A 26,049-nucleotide genomic window follows, 5' to 3' on the forward strand; every position below is an offset into this window, starting at 1 on the left:
CTATCCCGCCATAGAAGGATAAACCGGCCATACCGTACGCGATATGAAGAGATGCCACATCGCATATCTCGCGTGCACCGCCGCCCTCCTCGGCACCGGTCTCAGCGCGGCCCCCGCGGTGGCCGCCCACTCGACCCTGGTGGTCCGCCCCGGCGAGTCGATCCAGAAGGCGGTCGACGCCGCCGAGGCCGGCGACACGGTTCTGGTGCTCGCCGGCACCTACCACGAGAGCGTGACGATCCGCACCCCCCACGTGACCCTGCGGGGCGTGGGTTCCGGGACGGTCATCGAGCCCGCCGCCAAGAAGACCGCCAAGAAGCCCGCCAAGGCGAACGCCAAGAAGGCTGCGAAGAAGGCTGCGAAGGCTGCGAAGAAGTCCGCCAAGAAGCCTGCCAAGAAGATCGCGAAGAGCTGCGCCGAGGGCGGCAACGGCATCTGTGTGCTGGGCACCAAGACGAAGGACGTCAAGGGCGTCACCGTCGCCGACCTGAAGGTGACCAAGTTCAGCCGCACCGGGGTGTTCGGCATGGCGACCGACGGCCTGACCGTGCGCGGGGTGAACGCCGCGGACAACGGCGTGTGGGGCATCGCCGAGGAGCGGTCGGTGCGCAGCCTGCTGCGGGACAACTACGCGCACGGCAACGGTGACGCGGGCGTGTTCCTCGCCAACACCATCCAGGAGGAGGCCGGCGCCTACGACGCCAAGCAGACCCTGGTGTCGCACAACTGGCTGGAGGGCAACCGGATCGGCGTCACCGTACGCCGGCTTCGGAACCTGACCGTCGCCCGGAACTACGTCTCCGGCAACTGCGCCGGGGTCTTCGTGGTCGGTGACGAGAACAAGCCCAAGGCCGGTCACCTGGACGTCACCGCCAACCAGGTCGTCGCGAACAACAGGTCCTGCCCGAAGACCGAGCGGCTGCCCGCCCTGAAGGGCTCCGGCATCGTCCTGACCGGCACCGAGAAGGCCCGGGTCTCCCGGAACTGGGTCACCGGCAACTCCGGCAAGTCCCCGCTGTCCGGCGGCATCGTGCTGTTCAAGAGCTTCGTGGGCGTGGCCGGCACCGACAACCGCGTCGACGGCAACGTCCTCTCGGAGAACTCCCCCGCCGACCTGGTGAGCACCGAGACCGGCAAGACCAACTCCTTCGAGCGCAACTCCTGCCGGGCTTCGAAGCCCGCGGGCCTGTGCTGACCGCACGGGCGCTGCCACTGCTGGACCGACGAAGGCCAAGGAAAGAGAGAGGGCGGCACATGACGTCCGCTGAAACAGCACCACCGCCTCCCATGCGGCTGCGCGAACTCGTGTTCGGCGCGGCCGTGTCCGCCGCCGTCCGGGCCGCCGCCCGGCTGGGCGTCGCCGACGCCCTCGACGACACCCCGATGACCGCCGAGGACCTCGCCGCCGCGGTCAAGACCGAACCCAAGCCCCTGCGCCGGCTGCTGCGGGCACTGTCCTGCTACGACGTCTTCGCCGAGCGGCCGGACGGCACCTTCGCGCACACCGGCATGTCCCGGCTGCTGCGCGAGGACGACCCCAACAGCCTGCGTGCCATCGCCCTGTGGTGCACCGAACCGTGGACCTGGGACGCCTGGCCCAAGCTGGACGAGGCCGTGCGCACCGGCGACAACGTCGTCGAGGGCCTGTACGGCAAGGAGTTCTTCGCCTACCTCAACGAGGACGCCCCGGAGTCCGCGGACGTCTTCAACCGCGCCATGACCCGCTCCAGCGAGCAGTCCGCGCGCGAGGTCGCGGCCCTGCTCGACCTGTCCGGGGCCAAGTCGGTCGCGGACATCGGCGGCGGCCAGGGGCATGTGGTGGCCTGCCTGCTGGACAAGTACCCGTCGATGCGCGGCAGCCTGCTCGACCTGCCCCGGGTGGTCGAGAACGCCCTGCCGCGGCTGCGCAAGGGCGGCGACCTCGCCGACCGCGCGCGGATCGTGCCCGGCGACGTCCGGGACGCGATCCCGGTCCAGGCCGACGTCTACGTCATCAAGAACATCCTGGAGTGGGACGACGAGAGCACGTCCCGCACGCTGCGCAACGTCGTCGAGGCGGGCGGCCCGGGCACCCGGGTCGTCGTCATCGAGAACCTCGTGGACGACACCCCCTCGATGCGCTTCAGCACCGCCATGGACCTGCTGCTGCTCCTCAACGTCGGCGGGGCCAAGCACACCACCGACTCCATGGTGAGCAGACTGACCTCGGCGGGCCTGAAGGTGGGCGACATCCGTCCGGTCAACCCGTACCTGCACGCGTTCGACTGCCACGTGCCCGCCTGACACGGACGTGACGGCACAGGCCACCGGCCGCCGGGCCCGCGACGCTGCGGGCCCGGCGGCCGGTGGCCGTCCGGGGGTGCCGTACGGCTCAGTCGCGCTCCCAGACGTAGAAGCGCTGTGCCATCGCGTCCTTGGGGGACCGCCAGGTCTCCGGGTCGTACGCGCTGACGTACGCCGTCAGACGCTCGCTGATGTCACGGAACTCGGGGTGTCCGGTCACCTTGGCGATGGCGGGCCCGGGGTCGCGCTCGGACTCGACGAGGTGCATGTACACATCGCCGAACTGGAAGAGGCTGCGCCGCACCACACCGACGAGGTGGGGCAGCTCTCCCCGGTCGGACTCCTCGAACACCTTGGCGATGTCCGGGGCGGAGCCCGGGGCCATGCGCGCGACGATCAGTGCCTGGTGCATGGTCTCGGTCCTTCCTCCGGCTAGTCGGCCAGGGCGGGCGCGGGACGCCGTCCGGCGGCCGCCTTCTCGATCTTCTCCCGGATGAGGGCCATCTGGACCTTGGAGTTCCTGTTGATGTTGTCGGTCATCCAGTCGTCGTCGACCGGGGCGTCCGGCTTCATCGCGAAGTCCTGCGTCCAGACCATCCGGGTGCCGGCCGCGACCTCCTCGTACTCCCAGAGGATGTCCATGTGGGCGAACGGGCCGGTCTCGACCCGGCGGGCCTTCACGGTGCGGGCCTTGCGGTCGGGCTCGCGCTCGGAGACCCAGCTCCAGACGGTGCCGTTCTCGTCCGGGTGCATGGTCAGCCGGAACGTCGTCTTCTTCCCCTCCCGGGAGAGGATCTCGACGGACGCGTACTCGCTGAACAGCTGCGGCCACTTCTCCAGGTCGTTGGTCATGTCCCAGACCAGGTCGAGCGGCGCGGCGATGGTGATCTCGTTCTGCGTGTGTCCTGCCATCTCAGGCTCCTGCCATCAAGGTGCTGTTGACGAGGTTGAGGAACTGCTGGGGTGTCTTGCAGCGCTCCGCGTCGACCGGCATCGGGGTGCCGTGCGCGTTCTCCAGCTCGCCGACGATGCCGAGCAGGCCGAGCGAGTCGATGCCGAGGACGTCGAATCCGGTGTCCGGCATGTCCTGGAGCTGCTGCGGGCTGACGGTGACCCCGGCAGCCTTCTTCATCAGCGCGGCGAGTTCTTCCACGGTGATCTGCGGCATTGCTCTCCTCCTTTGCTGTCCTCACTTCGCGGCGCCGTGCCGGAGCACGAGCGCCGAGTTCGACCCCATGAGTCCACGGCTGAGCACCAGCGCCGTACGCAGCTCGGCGACGCGGGCGCGGCCCGTCACGAGGTCGAGGTCGTGGCAGACGTCGGCGACGTTGGGGGTGGGCGGGATCAGGCCGTGCTCCATCGCGAGCACAGCCGCCGCGGTGTCCAGCACCGGAGCCGCACAGTAGCCCCGGCCGATACCGGTCTTCGGCGCGGTGACCGGTACCCGGGTGCCGCGCGCGCCGAAGGCGTCGGCGAGCGCGAGGGCCTCGGCCCGGTCCGCCTCCGGCACCCCGAGGGCGTCGGCGAAGACGACGTCGACCTCCTCGGGAGCACACCCGGCCTCGTCCAGCGCCTGCCTGATGGCCTGCGCCAGACCGTCCCGGGACCGGTCCCAGCGGGAGGCACCGGTGAAGGTCGCCGCGTGGCCCGCGACGTAGGCCCGCACGTCCGCGCCGCGCTCACGCGCCGAGGTCTCCGCCTCCACCACGAGCATCGCGCCGCCCTCGGCCGGCACGAAACCGCAGGCGGTGTCCGTGAACGGGCGGTAGGCGCGAGACGGATCGGTGACCGTGCTCAGCTCCTCGTAGCCGAGCTGGCAGACCACCGAGTACGGCGCCAGCGGCGCCTCGGTGGAACCGGCCACCATCACATCGGTGCCGCGCCGCACCGCCCGGGCGGCGTGCGCGAGGGCGTCCAGACCGCCGGCCTCGTCGGAGGCGACGACCGAGCAGGGGCCCTTGAACTTACGGCGGATGGAGATCTGGCCGGTGCTCGCGGCGTAGAACCAGGCGATGGACTGGTACGGGCCGACGAACCGGCTGCCCTTGCCCCAGAGCTGCTGGAGTTCGCGCTGGCCGAACTCACCGCCGCCGGAACCGGCCGCGGTGACCACCCCGATGGAGTACGGCTCCCCGGAGGTGTCGGCCTGCCCCAGCCGGGCGTCCTCCAGCGCGAAGTCGGCGGCGGCCAGGGCGAAGTGCGTGAACCGGTCGGTCTGGACGAGGAACCGCTCGTCGATGGTCGCCGCCGGTTCAAAGCCGCGGACCTCGCCGGCCACCTTCAGCGGAAGGTGCTCACAGCCCTCCCGGGTGACCCGGTCGAGGACACTGAGGCCTTCCTGGGTGGCCTTCCAGAACGTGTCGGTGCTGGTTCCGTTGGGCGCGACCACCCCGATGCCGGTGACGGCCGCGCGCCGTTCATGCGGAGCACTCATCGTGTCCTCACTCCCTGGAACGGGTCAGGACCACGGCGGACTGGAAGCCGCCGAACCCGCTGCCCACGGACAGGACGCTGCTCAGCTTCCGGTCGCGGGCGACGCGCGGGACGTAGTCCAGGTCGCACTCGGGGTCGGGGATCTCGTAGTTCGCGGTCGGGGGTACGACCTGCTTGGCGAGGGCCAGCACGCACGCGACCACCTCGATCGCCCCGATCGCCCCGAGGGAGTGCCCCACCATCGACTTGATGGAGCTCATGGGGGTGTCGTAGGCGTGGTGGCCGAGCGCCCGCTTCACGGCCGCCGTCTCGTGGCGGTCGTTCTGCCGGGTGCCGGAGCCATGGGCGTTGACGTAGTCGATCGCCGTGGGATCCAGCCGGGCGTGGCCGAGAGCCATGTCGATCGCCCGGGCCATCTCCAGACCCTCGCTGGTCAGGCCGGTCATGTGGTAGGCGTTGCCGAAGGTGGCGTAGCCGCCGAGCTCGCAGTAGACGTGCGCACCACGGGCCCGGGCGTGCTCCAGCTCCTCCAGGACGAGCACCGCGCCGCCCTCGCCCATGACGAACCCGTCACGGTTGTTGTCGAAGGGCCGGGAGGCGTGCGCCGGATCGTCGTTGTTCGGGGACGTGGCCTTGATCGCGTCGAAGCAGGCCATGGTGATCGGGGAGATCGGCGAATCCGACGCCCCGGCTATGCAGATGTCGGCCCGGCCCTCCTCGACCGTGTGGAAGGCGTAACCGACGGCGTCCAGGCCCGAGGTGCAGCCGGTGGAGACGGTCTGCACCGGACCCTGCGCGCCGAAACGCTCCGCCACCGCGGAGGCGACCGTGCTCGGTGAGAACGCCCGGTGCAGATGCGGCTCCGCCTCCCGGTGGTCGACGTCCCAGCGCTCACCGCGGTGGCTGACCAGGACGTAGTCGTTCTCCAGCCGGGTCGTACCGCCCACCGCGGTGCCCACCGAGACACCCACGCGCCACGGGTCCTCCGCCGACAGGTCGAGACCCGAGTCCCGGACCGCCTCCTCCCCGGCGACCAGGGCGAACTGGATGTACCGGTCCGCCCGCACGACCTGCTCCTCGTCCAGGCCGTGCGCCGCCGGGTCGAAGTCGCACTCCGCCGCTATCCGCGACCGCAGCCCCGAGGGATCGAAGAAGGTGATGCCCCGCGTCGCGGTCCGGCCGTTGGCAAGCAGATCCCAGAAAGCCGGTACGCCGATACCACCCGGAGCCACGATGCCTATGCCAGTGACCGCCACGCGCCGGGTCATGACCGGACCTGACCTCGGTCGTGGGCGGCACCCGCCGCGGCCGGCTCCGTGACCACCGCGGCGGCCCCGATGATCTCCGTCTCCTCGGTGTCGACATGACCGAGCTGCGGACGCGGCGCCAGCGGACCCAGATGGAAGACGATCCGCGCCTCCACGTTCCCGACGTTGCGGAACCGGTGCCGCATGTGCGCCGGGATCATCAGGCCCTGCTCGGGCCGCAGCGAGTGCGGCTCGTCGTCCAGGTCCACCTCGAGCTGGCCGCAGACGACGTAGACGAACTCCTCCGAGTACGGGTGGTAGTGCTCACCGATGCGGTCACCGGGCTGCACGATGGCCACGCCCATGAAGCCGCTGGTGGAGCCGACCGTGGCAGGGGTGAGCATGGCGCGCAGGTCGCCACCTCTCCGGACGTTGGGCTCGACCTCACTGAGGTCCACGATTTTCGGACGGGGTTTGATGGACAACGTTTCCTCCGGTGTCTGTGCCGCGTACGGCGCTGGGTGCTGGAAGGAGCCGCCGAGCCGGATCAGGCTTCGGGCGAACGGCGGTCGGTGATCAGGTCCATACGCGCGGCCTCGGCGTCCAGCAGCTCACGCACCTCGGCAGCCACCCGCGCCGGCAGCGGCACCGCCTCGGCACCCTGCTCGGAACGGACGTCGACCAGCCGCACCACGACGTCGTCACGCTGGAACACCGTGCTGCGCAGCACCGGGCTCGCCGGGTCGTCCGCGGACTCCGAGTCGGCCCGCGCCAGCAGCTCCGCCAGCCGCATTCCCCGGCCCGGCCGGGCCGCGTAGTACAGGGCCTGGCGCAGCCCCTCCTGGCGGTCACCCGCGCTCACGTGGTGCACCGCCGGCAGCGCCGCACGGGTGAAGAACATCCGGGCCGACTCCTGGTCGTCGAGATCCCGGTCCTGCTCCAGATACGGGTTGATCGCCTCCTCCACGGCCCGCACCTCGGGCTGCCGGGCCACGTGCCGCAGCGCCGCGAGCAGGTCGCCCCGCACCTCGATGGCCCGCACCACGCGGTTGCCGTGCATGAACAGCGAGGTCCGGCACAGCCGCGTGGTGTCGTCCACCCGGGCCTCGGGCGAGGCGTAGTCCGAGAGGATCTCCGCGACCTTCTTCTCACTGCCGGGCTTGACGGTGAAGGTCAGCGCGTGCCGGATCAAACCGTCGCCGATGCGCGGGTGAGCCTGCAGCCGGCGCTGTCCCGGCTCGGCCTGCGGCGCGGCGCCACCGGTCTCACGCACCACGTGGAACCGCAGCGACCGGGTGTCACGGACGCAGCTGTGCAGCGGTTCCACCATCCGCACGTGCTCCTCGCTGTTCACCCAGGTGAGGAACGGCGGCGCACTCTCCCACTCGCTCGTGATGAGCCACTGGGACGGGTTCTCGATGGACTGGCAGAGCTGGTCGCTCACATGGCCCGGCACCGACGCGACCTGGTTGCACAGCTGCTCGTAGGCCTCCAGGAACTGCTGCTGCGCACCGTCGTGGACATCGACCAGCAGCACCACCCGGAGCCGCGAGCCGTCGAAGACGGACTGCGAGACACGCTTCGACACCTCACGGGCCGGCGTAGCTGAAGGACGTTCAGACGTCGTGGTCATCCTGTACACATCTCCTTCGCGGGGCAGAGTCGATGCCGCGCGACTGACGCGACGGCAGCGTTCCTTGATCCTGTGCCGGACCCCTCACGCCCGCGACTCGTATGAACCACGTGGGTGATTGGGCACGCGGAGCCACCGCCACCGGGCAAGAACACACACAGGCCCTCCCACCCGCGCCCCCCTTGCCTCTGGAGGCTTCGATGCATCAGAAAGCCGACCACCGGGTCCCCGTCCTCATCGTGGGCGGCTCCCTGGTGGGCCTGTCCACGTCCGTCTTCCTGGGCCGTCTCGGTGTCCGGCACATGCTCGTCGAGCGGCACTCCGGCACCTCCATCCACCCACGCGGACGCGGCAACAACGTCCGCACGATGGAGCTCCTCCGGGTGGCCGGCATCGAACCGGACATCAAGGCGGCGGCCTCACTCCTCGCCGACAACCACGGCATCCTGCAGACGCCCACCCTCGTGGGTGACGCCGGCGAATGGCTCTTCAAGCACATCGACCCCGGCGGCGGACTCGCCAGGTTCAGCCCCACCGGCTGGTGCCTGTGCAGCCAGAACGACCTCGAGCCCGTGCTCGTCGACAGCGCCCGCGAACTCGGCGGCGACCTGCGCTACTTCCACCAGATGGAGTCCTTCGAACAGGACGCCGACGGGGTGACGGCCGTGATCCTCGACCGCGGCACCGAGGAGCGCTACACCGTCCGGGCGGACTACCTCGTCGCCGCCGACGGCCCCCGCAGCCCCGTCCGGGGCGCCCTCGGCATCGGCCAGAGCGGCCCCGGCGACCTCTTCGCCAACGTCAGCGTCACCTTCCGCTCCACCCGGCTGGCCGACACCGTCGGCGACCGCCGCTTCATCTGCTGCTACCTCACCGACCCCGAGGCCGACGGCGCCCTGCTCCCCGTCGACAACAAGGAGCACTGGGTCTTCCACGCCCCCTGGCACCCCGAGCGCGGCGAGACCCTCGAGGAGTTCACCGAGGAACGGCTCCAGCGCCACATCCGCCGAGCCGTCGGCGTCCCCGGCCTCGACGTCGAAATCACCGGAAAGGCGTCCTGGCGCGCCGCCGAACGAGTGGCCGACCGCTACTCCCGCGGCCGTATCTTCCTCGCCGGCGACTCCGCCCACGAGATGTCACCCACCGGCGCCTTCGGCTCCAACACCGGCATCCAGGACGCCCACAACCTCGCCTGGAAACTCGCCGCCGTCCTCGACGGCTGGGCGGACCCCGCCCTCCTCGCCACCTACGACACCGAGCGCCGCCCGGTCGCCATCGCCACCAGCGCCCGCGCCTCCGCCCGCTCCGTCGAGCACAGCCACCCCGGCTTCGCCCCCGCCCCCGGCGTCGGCGGCGGCAAGCGCGGCGGCATCCTCAACGTGGTCCTCGGCTACCACTACCCCCACGGCGCCGTCCTCGGCGCCGACCCCGACCGGCCCATCGTCCCCGACACCCTCGACCTCACCGGCCGCCCCGGCACCCGCGCCCCGCACCTGTGGCTGCGCCGCGCCAACCGCCGGCTGTCCACCCTGGACCTCTACGAGCGCTCCCTCGTCCTCCTCAGTGACGCCCCGGACGACGCGGGCTGGTACACGGCGGCCCGCGGGATCGCCGCGGCGGACGGCGTACGCCTGGACGCCTACCGCATCGGCCCGGGCGCGGACGCGGACCTGACCTACGAGGACGACTCCGCCGACTGGGCCGAGCTGCACGGCGTCACCGCCGACGGCGCGGTCCTCGTCCGCCCGGACGGCTTCGTGGCCTGGCGCGCGACGGGCGCCGTACCCGACCCGGAGGGCGTGCTGCGCGAGGTGCTCGGAACCCTGCTGCGAACCGGCTGACCCGAGACGGCGCAAAAAGGGCCACCCGCACCGGTGAGTGCGGGTGGCCCTGTCGTGTGGAGCCCCCTGTCGGATTCGAACCGACGACCTCGATCTTACAAGGATCTTGCTCTGGCCAGCTGAGCTAAGGAGGCACCGCGCACTACGACGCCGTACGCGGAGGCGGATCCACTGTACACAGAGCCCCATTCTTCAGGCACGGAGTTTGTCGCGCTCGGCAGGTTCCGGGACCGCGCGTAACCATCCGTGCACCCGTTCGTTGATCGATCCGACGTGCTCTTCCGAAGAGCGGATGGCCGGGAGGGGTTCAATGGGGGACGTGGCGGAGAAGCCGGAAGCCGTGAGGGGCGGCACAGCGCGAAGCATCAAGCGTGAGGCTCTCGGCATCGGCGACCGCAGCAAGCACACCGCGCGCAAGGCGACTCCGCTGAAGGGGCACGTCAAGGGGACGGACACCCACCATCGCCTTTACCGCTTCCGCTTCTATCCGACCGAGCAGCAGGCCGAGCAGTTGGGGCGGACGTTCGGCGCGTGCAGATGGGTCCGACATCCGGTGGTCGCGGGCGTTGTCGACCGCTTCTTCCCGTCGACACGCCGTTGCTCGGCATGTCACGCCATGGGGCCGAGGATGGACGTCTCGGTCCGGGAGTGGACGTGTCCTGAATGCGGGGCCCTGCTGGACCGGGATGTGAACGCCGCCGCGAACCTGCGGGACGAGGGGATGCGCCTGTACTGGCTGGTGGCGGCGTGCCTGCCGCCCGGAAGGAAGGCGCCGACAGTCATCAAGGCGTCGGAGTTCGAGGAGTGTCTGCCGGCAGCGTAGCGGCGGCTGGTGCGGTACGGACCGACGGGCCGTCGGCCGGAATGCCTGTGGAGTCCCTGTGAGACCGGTCAGGCGCAGCCCGCCGGGGTTGTGTGTGGCAGGCAGTGGGCGTTGAAGCAGGAAGCGAAGCAGGTCAAAAGAGTGGCGCTCTGCCTCCGTGGGCAATTCCGCGAAGTTCACAGGGCTGCGGGTACTGACAGACCGCGTGGCGCCAGGTAGCGTCCTGAGCCGGTTCACTTCGGTGGACTACACCAACCACCTTCCTACAACGGATCGTCCGGCACGTTCCTGCCGGTAGAAGGGGGCCCATTCACCATGGCCACTGTCACGTTCGACAAGGCGACCCGGATCTACCCGGGTTCCACCAAGCCCGCCGTCGACGGTCTCGACATCGCGATCGAGGACGGCGAGTTCCTCGTCCTGGTCGGCCCGTCGGGCTGCGGCAAGTCCACCTCCCTGCGCATGCTCGCCGGCCTGGAGGACGTCAACGGCGGCGCGATCCGCATCGGTGACCGCGACGTCACGCACCTGCCGCCCAAGGACCGGGACATCGCCATGGTGTTCCAGAACTACGCCCTCTACCCGCACATGACGGTCGCCGACAACATGGGCTTCGCGCTCAAGATCGCCGGTGTCAACAAGGCGGAGATCCGGCAGAAGGTCGAAGAGGCCGCGAAGATCCTCGACCTCACGGAGTACCTGGACCGCAAGCCGAAGGCGCTCTCCGGCGGTCAGCGCCAGCGTGTCGCCATGGGCCGCGCCATCGTGCGTGAGCCGCAGGTCTTCCTCATGGACGAGCCGCTGTCCAACCTGGACGCCAAGCTCCGCGTGTCCACCCGTACGCAGATCGCCTCGCTGCAGCGCCGCCTCGGCATCACCACCGTCTATGTCACCCACGACCAGGTCGAGGCCATGACGATGGGCGACCGGGTGGCCGTGCTCAAGGACGGTCTGCTCCAGCAGGTCGACTCGCCGCGCAACATGTACGACAAGCCCGCGAACCTCTTCGTCGCCGGCTTCATCGGCTCCCCGGCCATGAATCTCGTCGAGGTCCCGATCACCGACGGCGGTGTGAAGTTCGGCAACAGCGTGGTGCCGGTGAACCGGGACGCGCTGAAGGCCGCCGCCGACAAGGGCGACCGCACGGTCACCGTCGGTGTCCGGCCCGAGCACTTCGACGTGGTCGAGCTGGGCGGCGGTGCCGCCGCCACCACGCTGTCCAAGGACTCCGAGGACGCTCCGGCCGGTCTCGCCGTCTCAGTGAACGTCGTCGAGGAGCTGGGCGCCGACGGCTACGTCTACGGCACCGCCGAGGTCGGCGGTGAGGTCAAGGACCTGGTGGTCCGGGTCAACGGCCGCCAGGTGCCGGAGAAGGGCGCCACGCTGCACGTCGTGCCGCGTCCGGGCGAGACCCACGTGTTCTCGACCTCCACGGGCGAGCGGCTCACCGACTGAGCCGCGCTCCGGCCGCGAAACCCCGGGTGAATCCGGGATGAACCGGTCACGTTGACGCCAGAGGCCCCGCGAACTGCCGCGGGGCCTCTTCCGTTGCGGAGATATACCCCGGCAGAGCGATCATTTCGGGCGGTTGGCGTCAACCCCCTACCCAGAAAGTGGCGGCACTTCATAGCCCATAAGGGTGACTAAATGTCGCCAAATCATTACCGGGCGCTACCCTCACACGCGTGAAGCACTCCACCATCCCTCAGACGCGACGTGGCCATCGGGGCGGCCCTGCCCGCCGTATCGGCCGCACGCTCGCCCTCGTCCTGCCCGTCGTCCTGGTGCTCTCCGGAACCCTCGCGGTCACCCGGGTCAACTGGACGGGGAGTTCATCCAGCTCGGTGCTCATGGCCTCGGACGTCTCCTCGGCGTCCGTCTCCTCCAAGGCCGTCTCCCGCGCCCCGCAGGACGTGCTCCGTGACCAGCTGATGACCGAGCTGCAGGACAAGAACCCGGGCGTGGTCCTGACCCACCTCCAGCAGGCGGTCAACGGACACCCGTCACTGGCCAGGCACTGCGGCTCCATCGCCCGCGCCCTGGGCAAGGCCGCCGTGCGCATCTACGGCCCTTCGCGCGCCCAGTCGTACGCCCGCCCGGTCTGTGACACGTCCTTCGCCTCCGGTGTGCTGACCGCGCACAGCTGAGCGGCGACCGGGAAGCGGGCACCGGCTCCACCCCGAGCCGGTGCCCCCGTGCGCGGGCGCTGCCGGTGAGCCGGTCGCGGTCCGAACCCCGGCCGGGGCGCCACGTACAGTTCGGGGCATGACCCATCCGAACGCGGCGTCGCGCCCCACTCAAGCCGTTGTCCTGGCCGGTGGCCAGGGCTCACGGCTGCGCCCCTACACCGACGACCGGCCCAAGCCGATGGTCGAGATCCCGGGCACGGGTACTCCGATCATCGGCCATCAGCTGGCCTGGCTCGCCGAGGAGGGCGTGACGGACGTGGTGGTCTCCTGCGGCCACCTCGCCGAGGTCCTGGAGAAGTGGCTGGACTCGGCCGATCTCCCGGTGTCCGTCACCACCGTCGTGGAGACGGAGCCCCTCGGCCGCGGCGGCGGCCTGAAGTACGCCGCCGCGCGTCTGCCCCACCCCGACCGGCCCTGGTACGCCACCAACGGCGACATCTGGACCCGCTTCTCCCTGCGGGACATGGCCGACTTCCACACCGAGCGGGACGCCGTCGCCACGCTGGCGCTGGCCAGGCCGCGGATCCCCTGGGGCGCGGTGCGGACCGACGGCTTCGGGCACATCACGGACTTCATCGAGTCCCCGCCGTCGACGTTCGAGATCAACGCGGGTGTCTACGTGTTCTCGCCCGAGTTCGCCGGCCTGCTGCCCGAGCGGGGCGACCACGAGCGGACGACCTTCCCGAGGCTGGCCCGGGAGCGTCAGCTTGCGGGTTTCCCGATCCCGCAGGGCGCCTACTGGCGGGCCATCGACACCGCGAAGGACCTCGCCGAGGCGGCCAAGGAACTGGCGGCTCCGGGACGGTAGCCCGGCCGTACGCCGAACACGCCGAAGGGCCCGTACCGCGGTGGTACGGGCCCTTCGCCGTCGGTACGGCGGGGTACGGCGGGGTACGGCGGGCTAGCCGAGCAGGCCGCCCACCAGGCCGGGCTGGCCGGAGGAGGTGCTGTCGCCCGATCCGGTGCCGCCGGTCGAGCCGCTGCCGCCCGTCGAGCCGCCGCCGGTGCTGGTCGGGCCCGCCGTGGTGCTCGGGGCGCCGCCGGCCGGGGAGCTCGGGCGGGGCGGGACCCGGCCCGTGGTGCCCTGGGTCTGGCTGGGCGTCGTCGTGGTGGTGCTGGCGCTGCGGCGGCTCGCACCGGGCGTCGTCGCCGCACCGGACGGGCCGGTGGTGGCGCCGCCGCTGGGCGCCCTGGAGGCAGGCGGGGACGTCCGCCGGCCCTGACCGGGCTTCTCCGGGAGCGGGGAGCCGGGCGCGTTGTTGCGGGGGGCCTCGCCCGGGCCGGGGACGACGACCCGGCTGGAGTCGCGCACCGCGCCGCCCAGCAGGGAGCCGACGAGCAGGGTGAGGCCGACGGTGACCGCGGTGACGAGGGCGCCGCGGCGCAGGACGTAGCGGCGCAGCTCCCAGATGTCGGAGCGGGGCCCGAGCCGGCGCCAGGCGCTGCCGGCGAGTCGGGCGTCGACCGAGTAGACCGGGGCGCCGGCGATGATCAGCGGGGACCAGGCGGCCAGGTAGATGATGTCGGGCGCGTCGTAGGCCGGGACCGTCTTCCAGCTCACGGTGACGATCAGTGCGGCGGAGAGCAGGGCGCCTACGACGGCCGCGACCCGCTGCCAGCAGCCGGCGATGGTCAGGACACCGACGACCACCTGGAGGAAGGCGATGACCAGTCCGGAGCCGATGGGGTGGTGCAGGGCGAACTGGCGCAGCGGCTCGGCCACTTCCCACGGGTGCAGGGTGTTGAGCCAGGTGACCATGGAGCCGCGCTTGCCGCCGTCGAAGTAGACGGGGTCGCACAGCTTGCCCATGCCGGCGTAGATGGAGATGAAGCCGAGGAAGATGCGCAGCGGGAGCAGGACGACGCCGAGGTTCATCCGGCGGCCCGGGTAGTAGGCGTGCCGGGCCGGATCGTCTCTGTGCCGCCTGCCGCGGCGGGGGCGGTCGCCGGCCGCCTCGGCGGAGTCCTCGTAGTCGTCGAACTCCTCGTCGCCGTAGGCCGGTTCGTCGTACCCGGAGTCGCTGTAGGCCGACTCGGCGTAGCCCGGTTCGTCGTAGACGCTGCCGCCGCCGCGCAGGGGCGGCAGCAGCCGGGTGCCGTCGTCCGGGGAGGTGCGCTGGTGCCCGACGACGGGGGTCTGCGCGGTCCCGTCGAGGCCGTCGTAGGCGTCGGGGTACCCGCCTCCGACGCGGGGGATGACCTGGGTGGCGCCGGCTTCGAGGCCGGTCTCCTCGGAGTGGCGGACGCTGCTGCCCCGCACTGCCTGGAGCAGCCGGTGGGCGCCGGTGTCGTCGGGGGCGGACCTGCCGCTCCACACGACGGGCCGGCGGCGTCCGCCCGCCCCGGCCCGGCCCGCCGCGCCCATGGACGGCATGTGGGCGGTGTCCTGGGCGGCGCTCAGGTGCCGGGCGATCCGCGGGGATTGGCCGCGCCTCGACGACGCGCCCAGCTGCACGCGGAAGCTGGCGTGGGTGACGATGACCTGCGCCGGATCGCTCGGCACCTTCACCATGCTCAGCGCGGGAGCGTCGTCGTACCCCGACGAGTGGTCCCCCGTGGGTGTGCGGGGTGTTCTGGTGTCCACACTCATCTAACCGAGTGACGTGGAGTTAGGACACTGCCGTGACGGGGCGGATGTGTCCGGACCCCGTCAAAGGTGTCCCGAACACCCCGTGAACACCGGAATCCCCCCGTGCGGGTGAAGTCGCGGACGGGTGTTCGGTCCCGTCCGCGTGACGTCACGTCAGCTTCGGCGGCGCGCCGCCTCGTACAGCACGATGCCCGCCGCCACACCGGCGTTCAGCGACTCCGCGCCACCCGGCATCGGGATGCGGACCCGGAAGTCGCAGGTCTCGCCGACCAGGCGGGACAGGCCCTTGCCCTCGGAGCCGACCACGATGACCACCGGGCCACCCAGCGCCTCCAGGTCACCGAGCTCCACCTCGCCGTCGGCGGCGAGGCCGACGACCGTGATGCCGGCCTTCTTGCAGGCCTCCAGGGTGCGGGTGAGGTTGGTGGCGCGGGCGACCGGGGTACGGGCGGCCGTACCGGCGGAGGTCTTCCACGCGCCGGCGGTCATCCCGGCCGAGCGGCGCTCGGGGACGACCACGCCGTGCCCGCCGAAGGCGGAGACGGAGCGGACGACCGCGCCGAGGTTGCGCGGGTCGGTGACGCCGTCGAGGGCGACGATCAGCGGGTCCTCGCCCTCGTCGTAGGCCGCCGCGGTGAGGTCCTCGGGGTGCGCGTACTCGTACGGCGGGACCTGCAGGACCAGACCCTGGTGGTTCAGGCCGTTGGTCATCCGGTCGAGCTCCGGGCGCGGGGCCTCCATGAGGTTGATCCCGCCGCGCTCGCCGGCGAGCTGGAGGGCCTCGCGGACGCGCTCGTCGTTGTCGATGAACTGCTGCACGTACAGCGTGGACGCGGGCACGCCCTCGCGCAGCGCCTCGACGACCGGGTTGCGGCCGACGACCAGCTCGGAGGCGGACTTGCCGCCGCGGCCCCGGGCCACGGGGCGGCGCACGGCCTGCTTCGCCCTGGCGTTGGCGACGCGGTTCTTCTTGTGGCCCTTGCGCATCTCGGCGGGCGGGGTCGGGCCCCTGCCTTCCAGGCCCTTGCGTCGCTGGCCGCCACTGCCGACCTGCGCGCCCTTCTTGCCGGACATGCGGCGGTTGTTCGCGGCCATGACCTACCTGTTCTCTGACGGAAGTGTTCGTACGTCTATGCAGTGTGCCGCCCGGAGGGCCGGACGGCACAATCGATCACCGGATCGCCCGCGGGTTCAGCGCTGGCCGAGGCTCCAGCGCGGGCCCTGCGGGCTGTCCTCGATGACCAGTCCGGACTGGTTGAGCTGGTCGCGGATGGCGTCGGCGGTGGCCCAGTCCTTGCGCCCGCGAGCGGACTCGCGCTGCTCGAGGACGAGGCGTACGAGGCTGTCGACGACGCCGTGGAGGTCCTCGCCCCGGTCGCTCTCGCCGGCCCACTGCGGGGCGAGCGGGTCGAGGCCGAGGACACCGAGCATGGCCCGCACCTCGGCGAGCCGGGCGACGGCGGCCTCCTTGTCGTCGGCGGCCAGCGCGCTGTTGCCCTGCCGGACGGTGGTGTGCACCACGGCGAGGGCCTGCGGGACGCCCAGGTCGTCGTCCATGGCGTCGGCGAACGCGGGCGGGACCTCGGCCGCGGGCTCGACCACTCCCCCCGCCAGTTCGACCACGCGCTGTACGAAGCCCTCGATGCGCGCGAACGCCGACTCGGCCTCGCGCAGCGCCTCCTCGCTGTACTCGATCATCGACCGGTAGTGCGGGGTGCCGAGGTAGTAGCGCAGGACGACGGGGCGCCACTGCTTGACCATCTCGGAGACCAGGACGCTGTTGCCGAGCGACTTGGACATCTTGTCGCCGGCCATGGTGACCCAGGCGTTGTGCACCCAGTACTGGGCGAAGTCGTCGCCGTAGGCCTTGGCCTGGGCGATCTCGTTCTCGTGGTGCGGGAAGATCAGGTCCAGGCCGCCGCCGTGGATGTCGAAGGCGCTGCCCAGGTACTTGTGGGCCATGGCGGAGCACTCCAGGTGCCAGCCGGGCCGGCCGGGGCCCCACGGGGTGGGCCAGGTGGGCTCGCCCGGCTTGGCGGCCTTCCACATGGCGAAGTCGCGCGGGTCCCGCTTGCCGGTCTCGCCCTCGCCGGACGGCTGGAGCAGGTTGTCCAGCTCCTGCCGGGACAGTTCCAGGTAGCGCGGGAAGGACCGCACGTCGAAGTAGACGTTGCCGTCGGCCGCGTAGGCGTGCCCGCGCTCGATGAGGCCCTGCATCATCTCGACCATCTCGGTGACGTGGCCGGTGGCACGGGGCTCATAGGTGGGCGGGAGGCAGCCGAGGGCGGTGTAGCCGTCGTTGAAGGCGCGCTCGTTCTCGTAGCCGATCGACCACCAGGGCCGGTTCTGCTCCTTGGCCTTGGCGATGATCTTGTCGTCGATGTCGGTGACGTTGCGGACGAACGTCACCTCGTAGCCGCGGTACTCGAACCAGCGGCGCATGATGTCGAAGTTGAGGCCCGAGCGGATGTGCCCGATGTGCGGGGCCGCCTGCACGGTGGCGCCACAGAGGTAGATCGAGACACAACCCGGCTTGAGCGGGGCGAAGTCACGGATCTGCCGGGCGCTGGTGTCGTACAGGCGAATAGTCACCTCTCCAGGGTAGTGGGCCCGGAGAGGTGCCTCGTGCCGGTTGGCTAGAACATGCCCACGACCTTCTTGGGCGTGATCCGGACGACCACCCGATCGGCGTCGTCGGCCGAGGCGGGGTTGAACTCGGCGTACTTCTTGCCGGTGTATTTCAGCGACAGCTCGTCGATGAGGTCGTCGGCGCCGTCGGTGGTGATCTCCGCGGTGCCCCGGATCTCGCCGTAGACGTAGGGCATCTCGGGGTCCTGGACGACCACGCTCACCCGGGGGTCGCGGTCGATGTTCTTCTTCTTGCGGCGGTCGACGGTCGTGGAGAACAGGATCTGGTCGCCGTCCCGCTTCACCCACACCGGGGACAGTTGCGGGCTGCCGTCGGGCTGGATCGTGCCGACCACGACGAAGACGGGTCGGTCGAGCAGGGACTTGAGCCGGTCGGACAGGGGGGCGGGCATGGGTACCTCCACTACCTCGAGTCTGCGGTGACATTGCAGGTACCCTCGCACGCCCTCAGCGCACCCGCACCACGAGCGCGGTGGCGACCGCCATCAGGCCCTCCTCGCGTCCGGGGAAGCCGAGCCCGTCCGTCGTCGCGCCGGACACGGACACCGGCGCGCCGGCCGCCTCGGAGAGGATCTTCTGCGCCTCGTCCCGCCGCTTGCCGATCTTCGGGCGGGGCCCGACGACCTGGACGGCGACGTTGCCGATGGTGAACCCGGCCACGCGGACGATCCGGGCGGCCTCGGTGAGCAGGGTGACCCCGGAGGCGCCGGACCACTCGGGGCGGCCGGTGCCGAAGTGCTGTCCGAGGTCGCCGAGTCCGGCCGCGGAGAAGAGCGCGTTGCAGGCGGCGTGGGCGACGACGTCCGCGTCGGAGTGCCCGGCCAGGCCCGGTCCCTCGCCCTCCCACTTCAGTCCGGCGCACCACAGCTCGCGGCCGTCCTCGAAGGCGTGGATGTCGGTGCCGATGCCGACCTGGGGCAGCGCGGGAGCGTCAGAAGCCATCGTTGAGCCTCCTGCGGGCCAGGACCGCCTCGGCGAGGACGAGGTCGAGCGGGCGGGTGACCTTGAAGGCCTCCTCGTGGCCGGGGACGGTGACGACCCGCAGGCCGAGCCGCTCGACCATGCTCGCGTCGTCCGTGACGTCCTCGGTGACCGTCTCGTGGGCGCGGACCAGGGTCTCCCGGTCGAAGCCCTGGGGCGTCTGCACGGCACGCAGCCGGGACCGCTCGGGCGTGGCCACGACCGGTTCGGGGTCGCCGGGGACGGCCGCGGGCCCGACCTCCTTGACGGTGTCGGCCAGCGGCAGCGCGGGAACGACGGCGGGCGCTCCGTCGCGCACGGCCTCGATGACCGCGTCCACGGTGTCGACCGGGACCAGCGGGCGGGCCGCGTCGTGGACGAGGACGGCGCCGTACTCGGGCGGCAGGGCGTCGAGGCCGAGCCGGACCGACTCCTGGCGGCTGTCCCCGCCGGGCACGACGAGGAAGTCGGTCCGGTCGGGGAGGGCGTGCGCGTCGAGCAGCGACTTGACCTCGGCGGCTCCGTCGGGCGGCGCGACGACGATCACCAGGGAGACATGGCGGGACGCGGCGAGGGCGCGCACCGCGTGGATCAGCATGGGCGTGCCGTTCAGCGTGCGGAGCGCCTTGGGGGCGCCCGGGCCGAGGCGTACGCCGCGGCCGGCGGCGGGAATCACGGCGGCGACGGGGATCTGCGCGGGTGCGGGGCGCGAATCGTCAGACATCGGTTCCTGTCAGGTTTGTGTGCTCGACCTAGGTGGGTATGGCCTGGAGAGTGCCGGGCACGACCGCTCGACCGGACCCTTCCGTGACCCTGGTCGAGTCATCTGCCCGGGCCCGGCACAACAAGTATCGGGGGCTCTCCCCCGAGATGAACGGCAGGCACTCGCGGCGGCCCGGCTCGGTGGCCGGTATGTCCGGGGACGAACATGCCGCAGCGCCCGGCGACAGGTTGAGTGTCATCGGGCACCGCGGCATTTCACTGTGCAGAGCGTGCTGACGGCAGTGGTTGCCGCCTGTCGCGCGTCAGGAGGCGAGCACCTCGTCGAGCAGGGCCTCGGCCTTGTCCTCGTTGGTGTTCTCCGCGAGGGCGAGTTCGCTCACCAGGATCTGGCGGGCCTTGGCGAGCATGCGCTTCTCGCCGGCGGAGAGTCCGCGCTCGCGCTCGCGACGCCACAGGTCACGCACGACTTCCGCGACCTTGATGACATCGCCGGAGGCGAGCTTCTCCAGGTTTGCCTTGTAGCGACGGGACCAGTTCGTGGGCTCCTCTGCGTACGGCGCGCGCAGTACCTCGAAGACCCGGTCCAGCCCGTCCTGACCGACCACATCACGCACGCCGACGAACTCCGCATTGTCCGCTGGCACACGCACCGTGAGGTCACCCTGGGCGACCTTCAGCACCAAGTAGGTCTTGTCCACGCCTTTGATCTGACGAGTTTCGATAGCCTCGATCAGCGCGGCCCCGTGATGGGGATAGACCACGGTGTCGCCAACCTTGAACGTCATGTGACAGGTACCCCTTCCGTGGCTATCCAGGGTAACACGGATACGGCGTGTTCTGAATGGCGTTTTCGCAGGTCAGGGCATATCTCGGGGCTTGACAACAGCAACAGGAACGTGCTGCGAGGGAGTCGGCCGAGCCGGAAGGCGGCGGGAATTCGCAGGTCGGAGGGGCTCTCCGGGCGAGGCGAAACACGAACGCCACACACGCCCCGAGCCGCCTCCAGAAGGTTGAACGTCCCGATATGTCCGCTCCCAAGGGTACGACTTCCGCTACTCCGTTCGGCGGCGGAGGTCGGGTCCGAGACGAATCCGGAATTGATCACAAGACCCCGGAAGGGCGGCGGATGATCAATATCCGAGGTGGTCGCGCATTCCTTCACGGAAATTTCGCGCAGCGTGTTGCCGGGATGCGGACCTCGGTGTCGCGGGGGCGTTATACGAATGCGGACGGCCGCTCCGGCAATGTGACCGGCGAGTCACCTGCGGCCCCCGGGGTACCCCCACCCGGAGGGAAGCGGGGCGCTTGGGGGAGGGTCGGGTGTGGTCGCGCGGGAACGGCTCGGTAACCTGAGGCCGCTGACAGACACTTAGGGCGGCTTTATACGGGAGCCGCCCCTGCGTTCAAGGAGATGCCGCCGCCGTGAGCAGCAGCCTTCGACGCGGCGCCCTCGGCGCCGCCGCCATCGCCTTCTCGGTCGCCTCGCTCGCCGCGTGCGGCTCCGGCAACGACGCCCAGACCCTGCAGATCAAGCCGGACAACGCGGCGACCAGCGTCGGAAGCATCAAGGTCCAGAACGCCACGGTCATCACGCAGCCCGACCTGACATCGACCGGGCCGGCCGTCGTGTCCGCGACCATCTTCAACACCGGCAAGACCGCGCAGACCCTGCAGTCGATCGCCGTCCCGGGCACCGGCAAGACCGCCACGCTGCACCCCGCCAAGGGCCAGAGCCTGACCATCCCGCCGCAGGGCTCGCTCATCCTCGGCGGCAAGGGCAACGCCTCCGCGGTGCTGGAGAACAGCCGCGAGGCGGTCCGCGACGGCAACGCCCAGAAGGTGACCTTCACCTTCGACAAGACCGGTGACGTGAGCCTGCGCGCCTTCGTGGTGCCGGCCACCAGCTACTTCAGCGGCTGGGGCCCGAGCGAGGTCCCGTCCGCCTCGGCCTCCGCGGCCCCGGGCGCGACCGCCTCCGGCAAGGGCAAGCCGGGCAAGGCGAGCGCTTCCGCGAGCGCCTCGGACGCCGCGACCGTCTCGGGCGGGGACGCCTCCGGCGGCGACGCCACCGGCGCCACCCCGAGCGACTCCGCGTCGCAGTCGGCCGCCGGCAACTGAGCAGCCGTACACGGCGAAGGGCGGCACCCCGTGCGGGGTGCCGCCCTTCGCCGTGCGCTGCCCGCCGTCGGGCCTACGGCTCGAACTTGTAGCCCAGGCCGCGCACCGTCACCAGGTACCGCGGCGCGCCCGGGTCGGGCTCGATCTTGGCGCGCAGGCGCTTGACGTGGACGTCCAGGGTCTTGGTGTCGCCCACGTAGTCGGCGCCCCAGACCCGGTCGATGAGCTGCATGCGGGTCAGGACGCGGCCCGCGTTGCGCAGCAGCATCTCCAGCAGGTCGAACTCCTTCAGCGGGAGGTCGACCTTGGAGCCGGAGACCGTCACCACGTGCCGGTCGACGTCCATGCGGACCGGGCCCGCCTCCAGGGCGGCCGGGGTGACCTCCTCCGGCTCGCCGCGGCGGCGCATCACCGCGCGGATGCGGGCGACCAGCTCGCGGGAGGAGAAGGGCTTGGTGACGTAGTCGTCGGCTCCTATCTCGAGCCCCACGACCTTGTCGATCTCGCTGTCCTTCGCGGTCACCATGATCACGGGGACGTTGGAGCGGCCGCGCAGCTGACGGCACACCTCCGTACCGGGCAGACCCGGCAGCATCAGGTCGAGGAGAACGAGGTCGGCGCCGTTGCGCTCGAACTCGTCGAGTCCGTCGGGGCCGGTGGCCGCGACGGCGACCTCGAAGCCCTCCTTGCGGAGCATGTACGACAGGGCGTCGGAGAAGGACTCCTCGTCCTCGACGACGAGCACTCGGGTCACGGAAGGACCTCCGGGGCGGGAAGCGGTTCGTAAGGAGATGAGTCGGGGGCGCCGCCGGCCTCGTCATCGAGGTCGGGGTGCTGCTGTGCGCGGTCGCGGGCCGCGCCCGCCTCCGGCAGTCTGAGGGTGAACGTGGAGCCCTGGTTCTCGGCGCTCCACACCGTGACCTCCCCGCCGTGCGAGGCGACCACGTGCTTGACGATCGCGAGACCCAGACCGGTGCCTCCGGTGGCCCGGGAGCGGGCCGGGTCGACGCGGTAGAAGCGCTCGAAGATGCGCTCCTTGTCCTTGTCGGAGATGCCGATGCCCTGGTCGGTGACGGCCAGCTCGATCAGGTCACCGCCCGGGGCGCTGATCCTGCGGGCGGCGATGCCGACGCGGGTGCGGGCCGGGGAGTAGTTCACGGCGTTCTCGACCAGGTTGCCGAGGGCGGCGGCGAGCTGGCCGCGGTTGCCCCAGACGTGCAGGTCGGCGGTCCCCCCGGCGGCCATGATGATCTGCTTGGTGCCCGCCTGGTGGCGGCAGCGGTCGACGGCCTCGGCGACCAGCTCGTCCACCCGGACCGGCTCGGCGTCCTCGAGGGGGTCGTCGTTCTGGACCCGCGACAGGTCGATGAGCTCCTGGACCAGGTTGGTCAGCCGGGTCGCCTCGATCTGCATGCGGCCGGCGAAGCGCTGGACGGCCTCGGGGTCGTCGGAGGCGTCCATGACGGCCTCGGAGAGCAGGGAGAGCGCGCCGACGGGCGTCTTCAGCTCATGGCTCACGTTGGCCACGAAATCGCGCCGTACTGCCTCGATCTTGCGGGCCTCGGTGAGGTCCTCGACCAGCAGCAGGACCAGCCGGGAGCCGAGTGGGGCCACGCGCGCGGAGACGGCGAGCGCCTCGCCGCGTCCCGTGCCGCGCCGGGGCAGGTCCAGTTCGACCTGGCGTATCTCGCCGTCGCGTCTGGTGTCCCGCGCCATCTGCAGCATCGGCTCGACCGAGAGCTTGCCGCCGCGGACCAGCCCGAGGGCGTAGGCGGCGGAGCTGGCCTTGACGACGGCGTCGGCCTCGTCGAGGACGACGGCCGAGGAGCTGAGCACGGACAGCACGGTGTCCACGCCGGGCGGGAGTACGGCATCGGTGTGCAAGGAAGTCCTGGTGGGTCGCTTCTGGTCGCGTTCGCTCCAGCGGAACGCCAGCATGGCGATGACACCGGTGAGCACCCCGGCGATCGCTGCCGCTGCGGCGACCGCCGCGTTCACGTCCATGCCACAAGGTTAGGCACGGCGTGCGACATGACCACAGCCGTCGAGGTGCGACCTCGAACACTCGTCGCCCAGAGTTCACCTTGGAGCCAGAACCGGTTCATTTGGGGTGGCGGAAACGGACGCGTACGGGGCAGAACGTGGGAACGTGGGGTTCACACCGCCGGTCACGCCACGGGGCGCCTGGTGTCACGGCCCCTGGGAACCCCCGAAGGAAGAACGTACGAGAGGGAAGCTCTGATGCGGGACGCGTACCACGAGGAACTTGACTCGATCGGCGACAGCCTGGTGGAGATGGCCCGGCTGGTCGGGTCGGCGATCGGGCGCGCCACGACCGCCATCCTCGACACCGACCTGAAGCTGGCCGAGAACGTGATCGAGGCCGACAAGAAGGTCGACGAGCTCCAGCACGACCTGGAGGCCCGGGCGATAGCCCTGCTCGCCCGCCAGCAGCCGGTGGCGACCGATCTGCGGATCGTCGTCACCTCGCTGCGCATGTCGGCCGACCTGGAGCGCTCCGGCGACCTCGCCCAGCACGTGGCGAAGCTGGCCCGGCTGCGCTTCCCCGCGCGCGCGGTCCCGCACGACCTGCACGCCACGATCCTGGAGATGGGCCAGCTCGCCCAGCGGCTGATGGCGAAGGCGGCCGAGGTGCTCGTCACCAAGGACGTCGACCTCGCGATGCAGCTCGAGCAGGACGACGACGACATGGACCTGCTGCACCGCACCCTCTTCCAGCACCTGATCGACGACCGCTGGAAGCACGGCATCGAGACCGCCGTCGACGTCACCCTGCTGGGCCGGTACTACGAGCGGTACGCCGACCACGCGGTGGCCGTCGCCAAGCGGGTCGTCTACCTGGTGACCGGCGAGCACGCGGACGACCTGCAGCAGGACATCCAGCCGGTGACCAAGGTCGAGGGGGCGTAGAGCCTCCCGTCCGGGCACGAGCCGCCGCTCCCGGCCGGCTCGTGCCCGGCTCGCGGGAGGCCGGGCGGGGTGGGCGGACGCCTCGATGCGCCGTTGATGCGCCCGGCGGAACGGGCATGGAATGGGCGAAGGCACTTCGCCGAGCCTCTGAGGAGGGGACCCATGGCCGAATCCCCCGGCATCACGCCCGACCCCGCGCAGACGCGCGAGTCGGACCAACCCACCGAGAGCAGGCACCTCCCGCTCGTCGCCGCGTGCGGCTGCGGGTCGGGCTGTGGCTGCGGGTGCCAGTCGGGCGCTCCCTGCCAGTGCGGCTGACCCGTAACGAACCCCGAGGGCCGGTGTGAGCGTGTTTCACACCGGCCCTCCGGTGTGCACGGTCCCCGCGCGCCGGCGTTCAGGGCCCCTGTGCGCTGCGGTGCAGGTCCTCCAGCGCGTCCAGCACCGTGGTCGTCCGGTACCAGTCCAGCCAGGCCCCCGCCTCCCGGGCGACGGTGTCCAGGGCGACGAACTGGGCACCGGTGAAGTCGTGGCCCGGCTGGGCGTGGTGGGTGGAGAACATGCCCTGCGCACGGCCGGCGGGGCCGGGGATGGGCGTGCACTGCACCGAGCGGCTGTGCGCGGCGAGCGTCGCGGCGCGTGAGGGCTCGTCGAAGTCCGGGGCGCTGGCCACGTCGTCCACCACGACCCGTTCGCTCTTGCGGGCCGCGTGGCCGCACGGGGTCGTGGTGCCGTCGACCACCGCGAAGAAGTGCACGAAGTCGGCGGGGAAGCCGCAGTGGGACTCCAGCCACAGCGTGTTGTCGCTGGGGTCCAGGAGCTGCACGTTGGCCATGTCGGTGTGCGTGATCGCGCAGACGGTGTCGCGGAGCGCGTCCAGGAACACCGACAGCGGCAGCGCCTGGCCTACGGGCAGCGGCAGGAAACCGACGGCGGGCTCGGCGGGGTGCCCGCGGCCGGTGAACCAGGGCTCACCGGGCCGCGGCGGCTCGGCCTGCGCCAGGGCCCCGGCCAGCCGGGCCGTCCGCATCCCATGCCGCCGGGCCACCGTACGCAGCAGCGTGCCGGCGGCACCCGGGCCGGGAAGGCCGTAGCGCTCCATGAGCAGGCCCTGCGCCCGGGCGACCAGGGAGTGGGCGAGCAGGCGGTGCCGCAGTCCCACCGCGTCGGTGCGCGCGAACGACGGCCCGGGCGCCGGCTCCGGTGCCGCGGCGGCCGCGGCGATCACCGCGGCGAGCGCTTCGGACACCGTCGCGTACAGCTCGGGCCCGGCGCGGCCGGCCGGCTCGCGGGCCGCCCCGGTCCGGGCGAGCACGGCGGCCGCCTGGGCGGTGCAGCCGGTCAGGCGCAGCGGGCGGCCGCGGGCGGCCGACTCCTCGGCGAACCGGTGCAGGACCTCGGCGCCCGCTGCCTCCAGCCGGTACAGGCCGGTCAGGTCGACGACGAGCTGGGCGGAGCCCGGCGCGGCGAGGGCGGCGGCGAGACCCGTACTGGTCGAGGCGTCGGCGACGCCGTGCACGGCGAGTACCGTCAGCCTGCCGGTGGCCAGTCCGGGGACCGCCAGGTCGGCCACGGTCTCGCAGGAGAACTTCTGCATGGCCGCTCCCTGCGCTGGGGGGCCACGGGACC

General features: G+C 71.3%; 25 protein-coding genes, 1 tRNA gene and 2 pseudogenes. 10 read left to right on the top strand and 18 right to left on the bottom strand.

Annotated elements, in window-relative coordinates; translation table 11 throughout:
• The first annotated feature begins 43 nt into the window (after positions 1 to 43).
• Together AB0924_RS30635 and AB0924_RS30640 are read left to right on the top strand one after the other, a co-directional pair.
• The gene (locus AB0924_RS30635; RefSeq protein WP_366913103.1) at positions 44 to 1,195 is read left to right on the top strand and encodes a right-handed parallel beta-helix repeat-containing protein; all 1,152 of its coding nucleotides are present in this window, start codon (positions 44 to 46) and stop codon (positions 1,193 to 1,195) included.
• A 59-nt stretch (positions 1,196 to 1,254) separates the two neighbouring features.
• Positions 1,255 to 2,283, top strand: a complete 1,029-nt coding sequence (locus tag AB0924_RS30640; protein ID WP_358930666.1) for a methyltransferase — start codon at positions 1,255 to 1,257, stop codon at positions 2,281 to 2,283.
• Positions 2,284 to 2,371: 88 nt separating this feature from the next.
• Here the strand turns inward: AB0924_RS30640 and AB0924_RS30645 are convergent, their stop codons facing one another.
• The 7 genes from AB0924_RS30645 to AB0924_RS30675 form a co-directional block, all read right to left on the bottom strand.
• The gene (locus tag AB0924_RS30645; protein WP_199211023.1) at positions 2,372 to 2,695 is read right to left on the bottom strand and encodes a TcmI family type II polyketide cyclase; all 324 of its coding nucleotides are present in this window, start codon (positions 2,693 to 2,695) and stop codon (positions 2,372 to 2,374) included.
• Positions 2,696 to 2,715: 20 nt separating this feature from the next.
• Positions 2,716 to 3,195 carry an SRPBCC family protein gene (locus AB0924_RS30650; protein WP_358930663.1) on the bottom strand — a complete coding sequence of 160 codons (480 nt, stop codon included), beginning with the start codon at positions 3,193 to 3,195 and terminating at the stop codon, positions 2,716 to 2,718.
• Between the two features lies 1 nt (position 3,196).
• The gene (locus tag AB0924_RS30655; protein ID WP_366913104.1) at positions 3,197 to 3,451 is read right to left on the bottom strand and encodes an acyl carrier protein; all 255 of its coding nucleotides are present in this window, start codon (positions 3,449 to 3,451) and stop codon (positions 3,197 to 3,199) included.
• Between the two features lie 21 nt (positions 3,452 to 3,472).
• Positions 3,473 to 4,717: a ketosynthase chain-length factor gene (locus tag AB0924_RS30660; protein WP_358930659.1), complete on the bottom strand. Its 1,245-nt coding sequence runs from the start codon at positions 4,715 to 4,717 to the stop codon at positions 3,473 to 3,475.
• Positions 4,718 to 4,724: 7 nt separating this feature from the next.
• Positions 4,725 to 5,984, bottom strand: coding sequence for a beta-ketoacyl-[acyl-carrier-protein] synthase family protein (locus tag AB0924_RS30665; protein ID WP_358930657.1), 1,260 nt, complete (start codon positions 5,982 to 5,984; stop codon positions 4,725 to 4,727).
• A complete protein-coding gene (locus tag AB0924_RS30670; protein ID WP_358930936.1) occupies positions 5,981 to 6,421 on the bottom strand; it encodes a cupin domain-containing protein in 441 nt (146 codons plus the stop codon). The genes AB0924_RS30665 and AB0924_RS30670 overlap by 4 nt, the downstream gene beginning before the upstream one ends.
• Before the next feature lie 89 nt (positions 6,422 to 6,510).
• Positions 6,511 to 7,596: a SchA/CurD-like domain-containing protein gene (locus AB0924_RS30675; RefSeq protein WP_366913105.1), complete on the bottom strand. Its 1,086-nt coding sequence runs from the start codon at positions 7,594 to 7,596 to the stop codon at positions 6,511 to 6,513.
• A 200-nt stretch (positions 7,597 to 7,796) separates the two neighbouring features.
• Between AB0924_RS30675 and AB0924_RS30680 the strand changes: the two genes are divergently transcribed.
• The gene (locus AB0924_RS30680; RefSeq protein ID WP_358930653.1) at positions 7,797 to 9,437 is read left to right on the top strand and encodes an FAD-dependent monooxygenase; all 1,641 of its coding nucleotides are present in this window, start codon (positions 7,797 to 7,799) and stop codon (positions 9,435 to 9,437) included.
• A 57-nt stretch (positions 9,438 to 9,494) separates the two neighbouring features.
• Here AB0924_RS30680 and AB0924_RS30685 read toward each other — a convergent pair.
• Positions 9,495 to 9,571 (bottom strand) — tRNA-Thr (locus tag AB0924_RS30685).
• A 176-nt stretch (positions 9,572 to 9,747) separates the two neighbouring features.
• Here AB0924_RS30685 and AB0924_RS30690 point away from each other — a divergent pair.
• From AB0924_RS30690 to AB0924_RS30710, 5 genes and pseudogenes are all read left to right on the top strand, one after another.
• Positions 9,748 to 9,969: pseudogene (locus AB0924_RS30690) on the top strand (helix-turn-helix domain-containing protein); the annotation flags it as partial.
• Positions 9,970 to 9,990: 21 nt separating this feature from the next.
• A pseudogene (locus tag AB0924_RS30695) lies at positions 9,991 to 10,260 on the top strand (zinc ribbon domain-containing protein); the annotation flags it as partial.
• A 315-nt stretch (positions 10,261 to 10,575) separates the two neighbouring features.
• The gene (gene msiK / locus AB0924_RS30700) at positions 10,576 to 11,715 is read left to right on the top strand and encodes a diacetylchitobiose ABC transporter ATP-binding protein MsiK (RefSeq protein ID WP_358930650.1); all 1,140 of its coding nucleotides are present in this window, start codon (positions 10,576 to 10,578) and stop codon (positions 11,713 to 11,715) included.
• 230 nt (positions 11,716 to 11,945) lie between these two features.
• Positions 11,946 to 12,407, top strand: a complete 462-nt coding sequence (locus AB0924_RS30705; RefSeq protein WP_358930648.1) for a hypothetical protein — start codon at positions 11,946 to 11,948, stop codon at positions 12,405 to 12,407.
• Positions 12,408 to 12,525: 118 nt separating this feature from the next.
• Positions 12,526 to 13,257 (top strand): nucleotidyltransferase family protein, encoded by a 732-nt coding sequence (locus tag AB0924_RS30710; protein ID WP_358930646.1) that lies wholly within the window; start codon positions 12,526 to 12,528, stop codon positions 13,255 to 13,257.
• A gap of 93 nt (positions 13,258 to 13,350) precedes the next feature.
• Here the strand turns inward: AB0924_RS30710 and AB0924_RS30715 are convergent, their stop codons facing one another.
• The 7 genes from AB0924_RS30715 to AB0924_RS30745 form a co-directional block, all read right to left on the bottom strand.
• Positions 13,351 to 15,039, bottom strand: coding sequence for a DoxX family protein (locus AB0924_RS30715; protein ID WP_366913106.1), 1,689 nt, complete (start codon positions 15,037 to 15,039; stop codon positions 13,351 to 13,353).
• A gap of 153 nt (positions 15,040 to 15,192) precedes the next feature.
• A complete protein-coding gene (gene rlmB / locus AB0924_RS30720; RefSeq protein WP_358930642.1) occupies positions 15,193 to 16,134 on the bottom strand; it encodes a 23S rRNA (guanosine(2251)-2'-O)-methyltransferase RlmB in 942 nt (313 codons plus the stop codon).
• Between the two features lie 96 nt (positions 16,135 to 16,230).
• Positions 16,231 to 17,631: a cysteine--tRNA ligase gene (gene cysS / locus AB0924_RS30725; RefSeq protein WP_358930640.1), complete on the bottom strand. Its 1,401-nt coding sequence runs from the start codon at positions 17,629 to 17,631 to the stop codon at positions 16,231 to 16,233.
• A 44-nt stretch (positions 17,632 to 17,675) separates the two neighbouring features.
• Positions 17,676 to 18,080: a PPOX class F420-dependent oxidoreductase gene (locus tag AB0924_RS30730; protein WP_358930638.1), complete on the bottom strand. Its 405-nt coding sequence runs from the start codon at positions 18,078 to 18,080 to the stop codon at positions 17,676 to 17,678.
• 55 nt (positions 18,081 to 18,135) lie between these two features.
• Positions 18,136 to 18,630, bottom strand: a complete 495-nt coding sequence (gene ispF / locus AB0924_RS30735; protein ID WP_366913107.1) for a 2-C-methyl-D-erythritol 2,4-cyclodiphosphate synthase — start codon at positions 18,628 to 18,630, stop codon at positions 18,136 to 18,138.
• Complete coding sequence (gene ispD / locus AB0924_RS30740; RefSeq protein ID WP_358930634.1) at positions 18,620 to 19,372, bottom strand: 2-C-methyl-D-erythritol 4-phosphate cytidylyltransferase; 753 nt, start codon at positions 19,370 to 19,372, stop codon at positions 18,620 to 18,622. The genes ispF and ispD overlap by 11 nt, the downstream gene beginning before the upstream one ends.
• Before the next feature lie 301 nt (positions 19,373 to 19,673).
• Positions 19,674 to 20,156 (bottom strand): CarD family transcriptional regulator, encoded by a 483-nt coding sequence (locus AB0924_RS30745; RefSeq protein WP_003953493.1) that lies wholly within the window; start codon positions 20,154 to 20,156, stop codon positions 19,674 to 19,676.
• A gap of 637 nt (positions 20,157 to 20,793) precedes the next feature.
• Here AB0924_RS30745 and AB0924_RS30750 point away from each other — a divergent pair.
• Positions 20,794 to 21,489: a DUF461 domain-containing protein gene (locus AB0924_RS30750; RefSeq protein ID WP_358930632.1), complete on the top strand. Its 696-nt coding sequence runs from the start codon at positions 20,794 to 20,796 to the stop codon at positions 21,487 to 21,489.
• 73 nt (positions 21,490 to 21,562) lie between these two features.
• Here AB0924_RS30750 and AB0924_RS30755 read toward each other — a convergent pair whose 3' ends face one another.
• Positions 21,563 to 22,243 carry a response regulator transcription factor gene (locus AB0924_RS30755; protein ID WP_358930629.1) on the bottom strand — a complete coding sequence of 227 codons (681 nt, stop codon included), beginning with the start codon at positions 22,241 to 22,243 and terminating at the stop codon, positions 21,563 to 21,565.
• Positions 22,240 to 23,493 (bottom strand): ATP-binding protein, encoded by a 1,254-nt coding sequence (locus tag AB0924_RS30760; protein WP_358930627.1) that lies wholly within the window; start codon positions 23,491 to 23,493, stop codon positions 22,240 to 22,242. Before AB0924_RS30760 ends, AB0924_RS30755 begins: the two co-directional genes overlap by 4 nt.
• Positions 23,494 to 23,730: 237 nt before the next feature.
• On the opposite strand from AB0924_RS30760, the gene phoU reads away from it, so the two are divergent.
• Positions 23,731 to 24,420 (top strand): phosphate signaling complex protein PhoU, encoded by a 690-nt coding sequence (gene phoU / locus AB0924_RS30765; RefSeq protein WP_358930625.1) that lies wholly within the window; start codon positions 23,731 to 23,733, stop codon positions 24,418 to 24,420.
• A gap of 397 nt (positions 24,421 to 24,817) precedes the next feature.
• Here phoU and AB0924_RS30770 read toward each other — a convergent pair whose 3' ends face one another.
• Complete coding sequence (locus AB0924_RS30770) at positions 24,818 to 26,017, bottom strand: ANTAR domain-containing protein (protein WP_366913108.1); 1,200 nt, start codon at positions 26,015 to 26,017, stop codon at positions 24,818 to 24,820.
• Between the last annotated feature and the right edge of the window lie 32 nt (positions 26,018 to 26,049).

Origin of the sequence: Streptomyces sp. NPDC047869, from assembly GCF_040704065.1 — a bacterium.
In the GTDB taxonomy this organism is placed as follows: Bacteria; Actinomycetota; Actinomycetes; order Streptomycetales; family Streptomycetaceae; genus Streptomyces.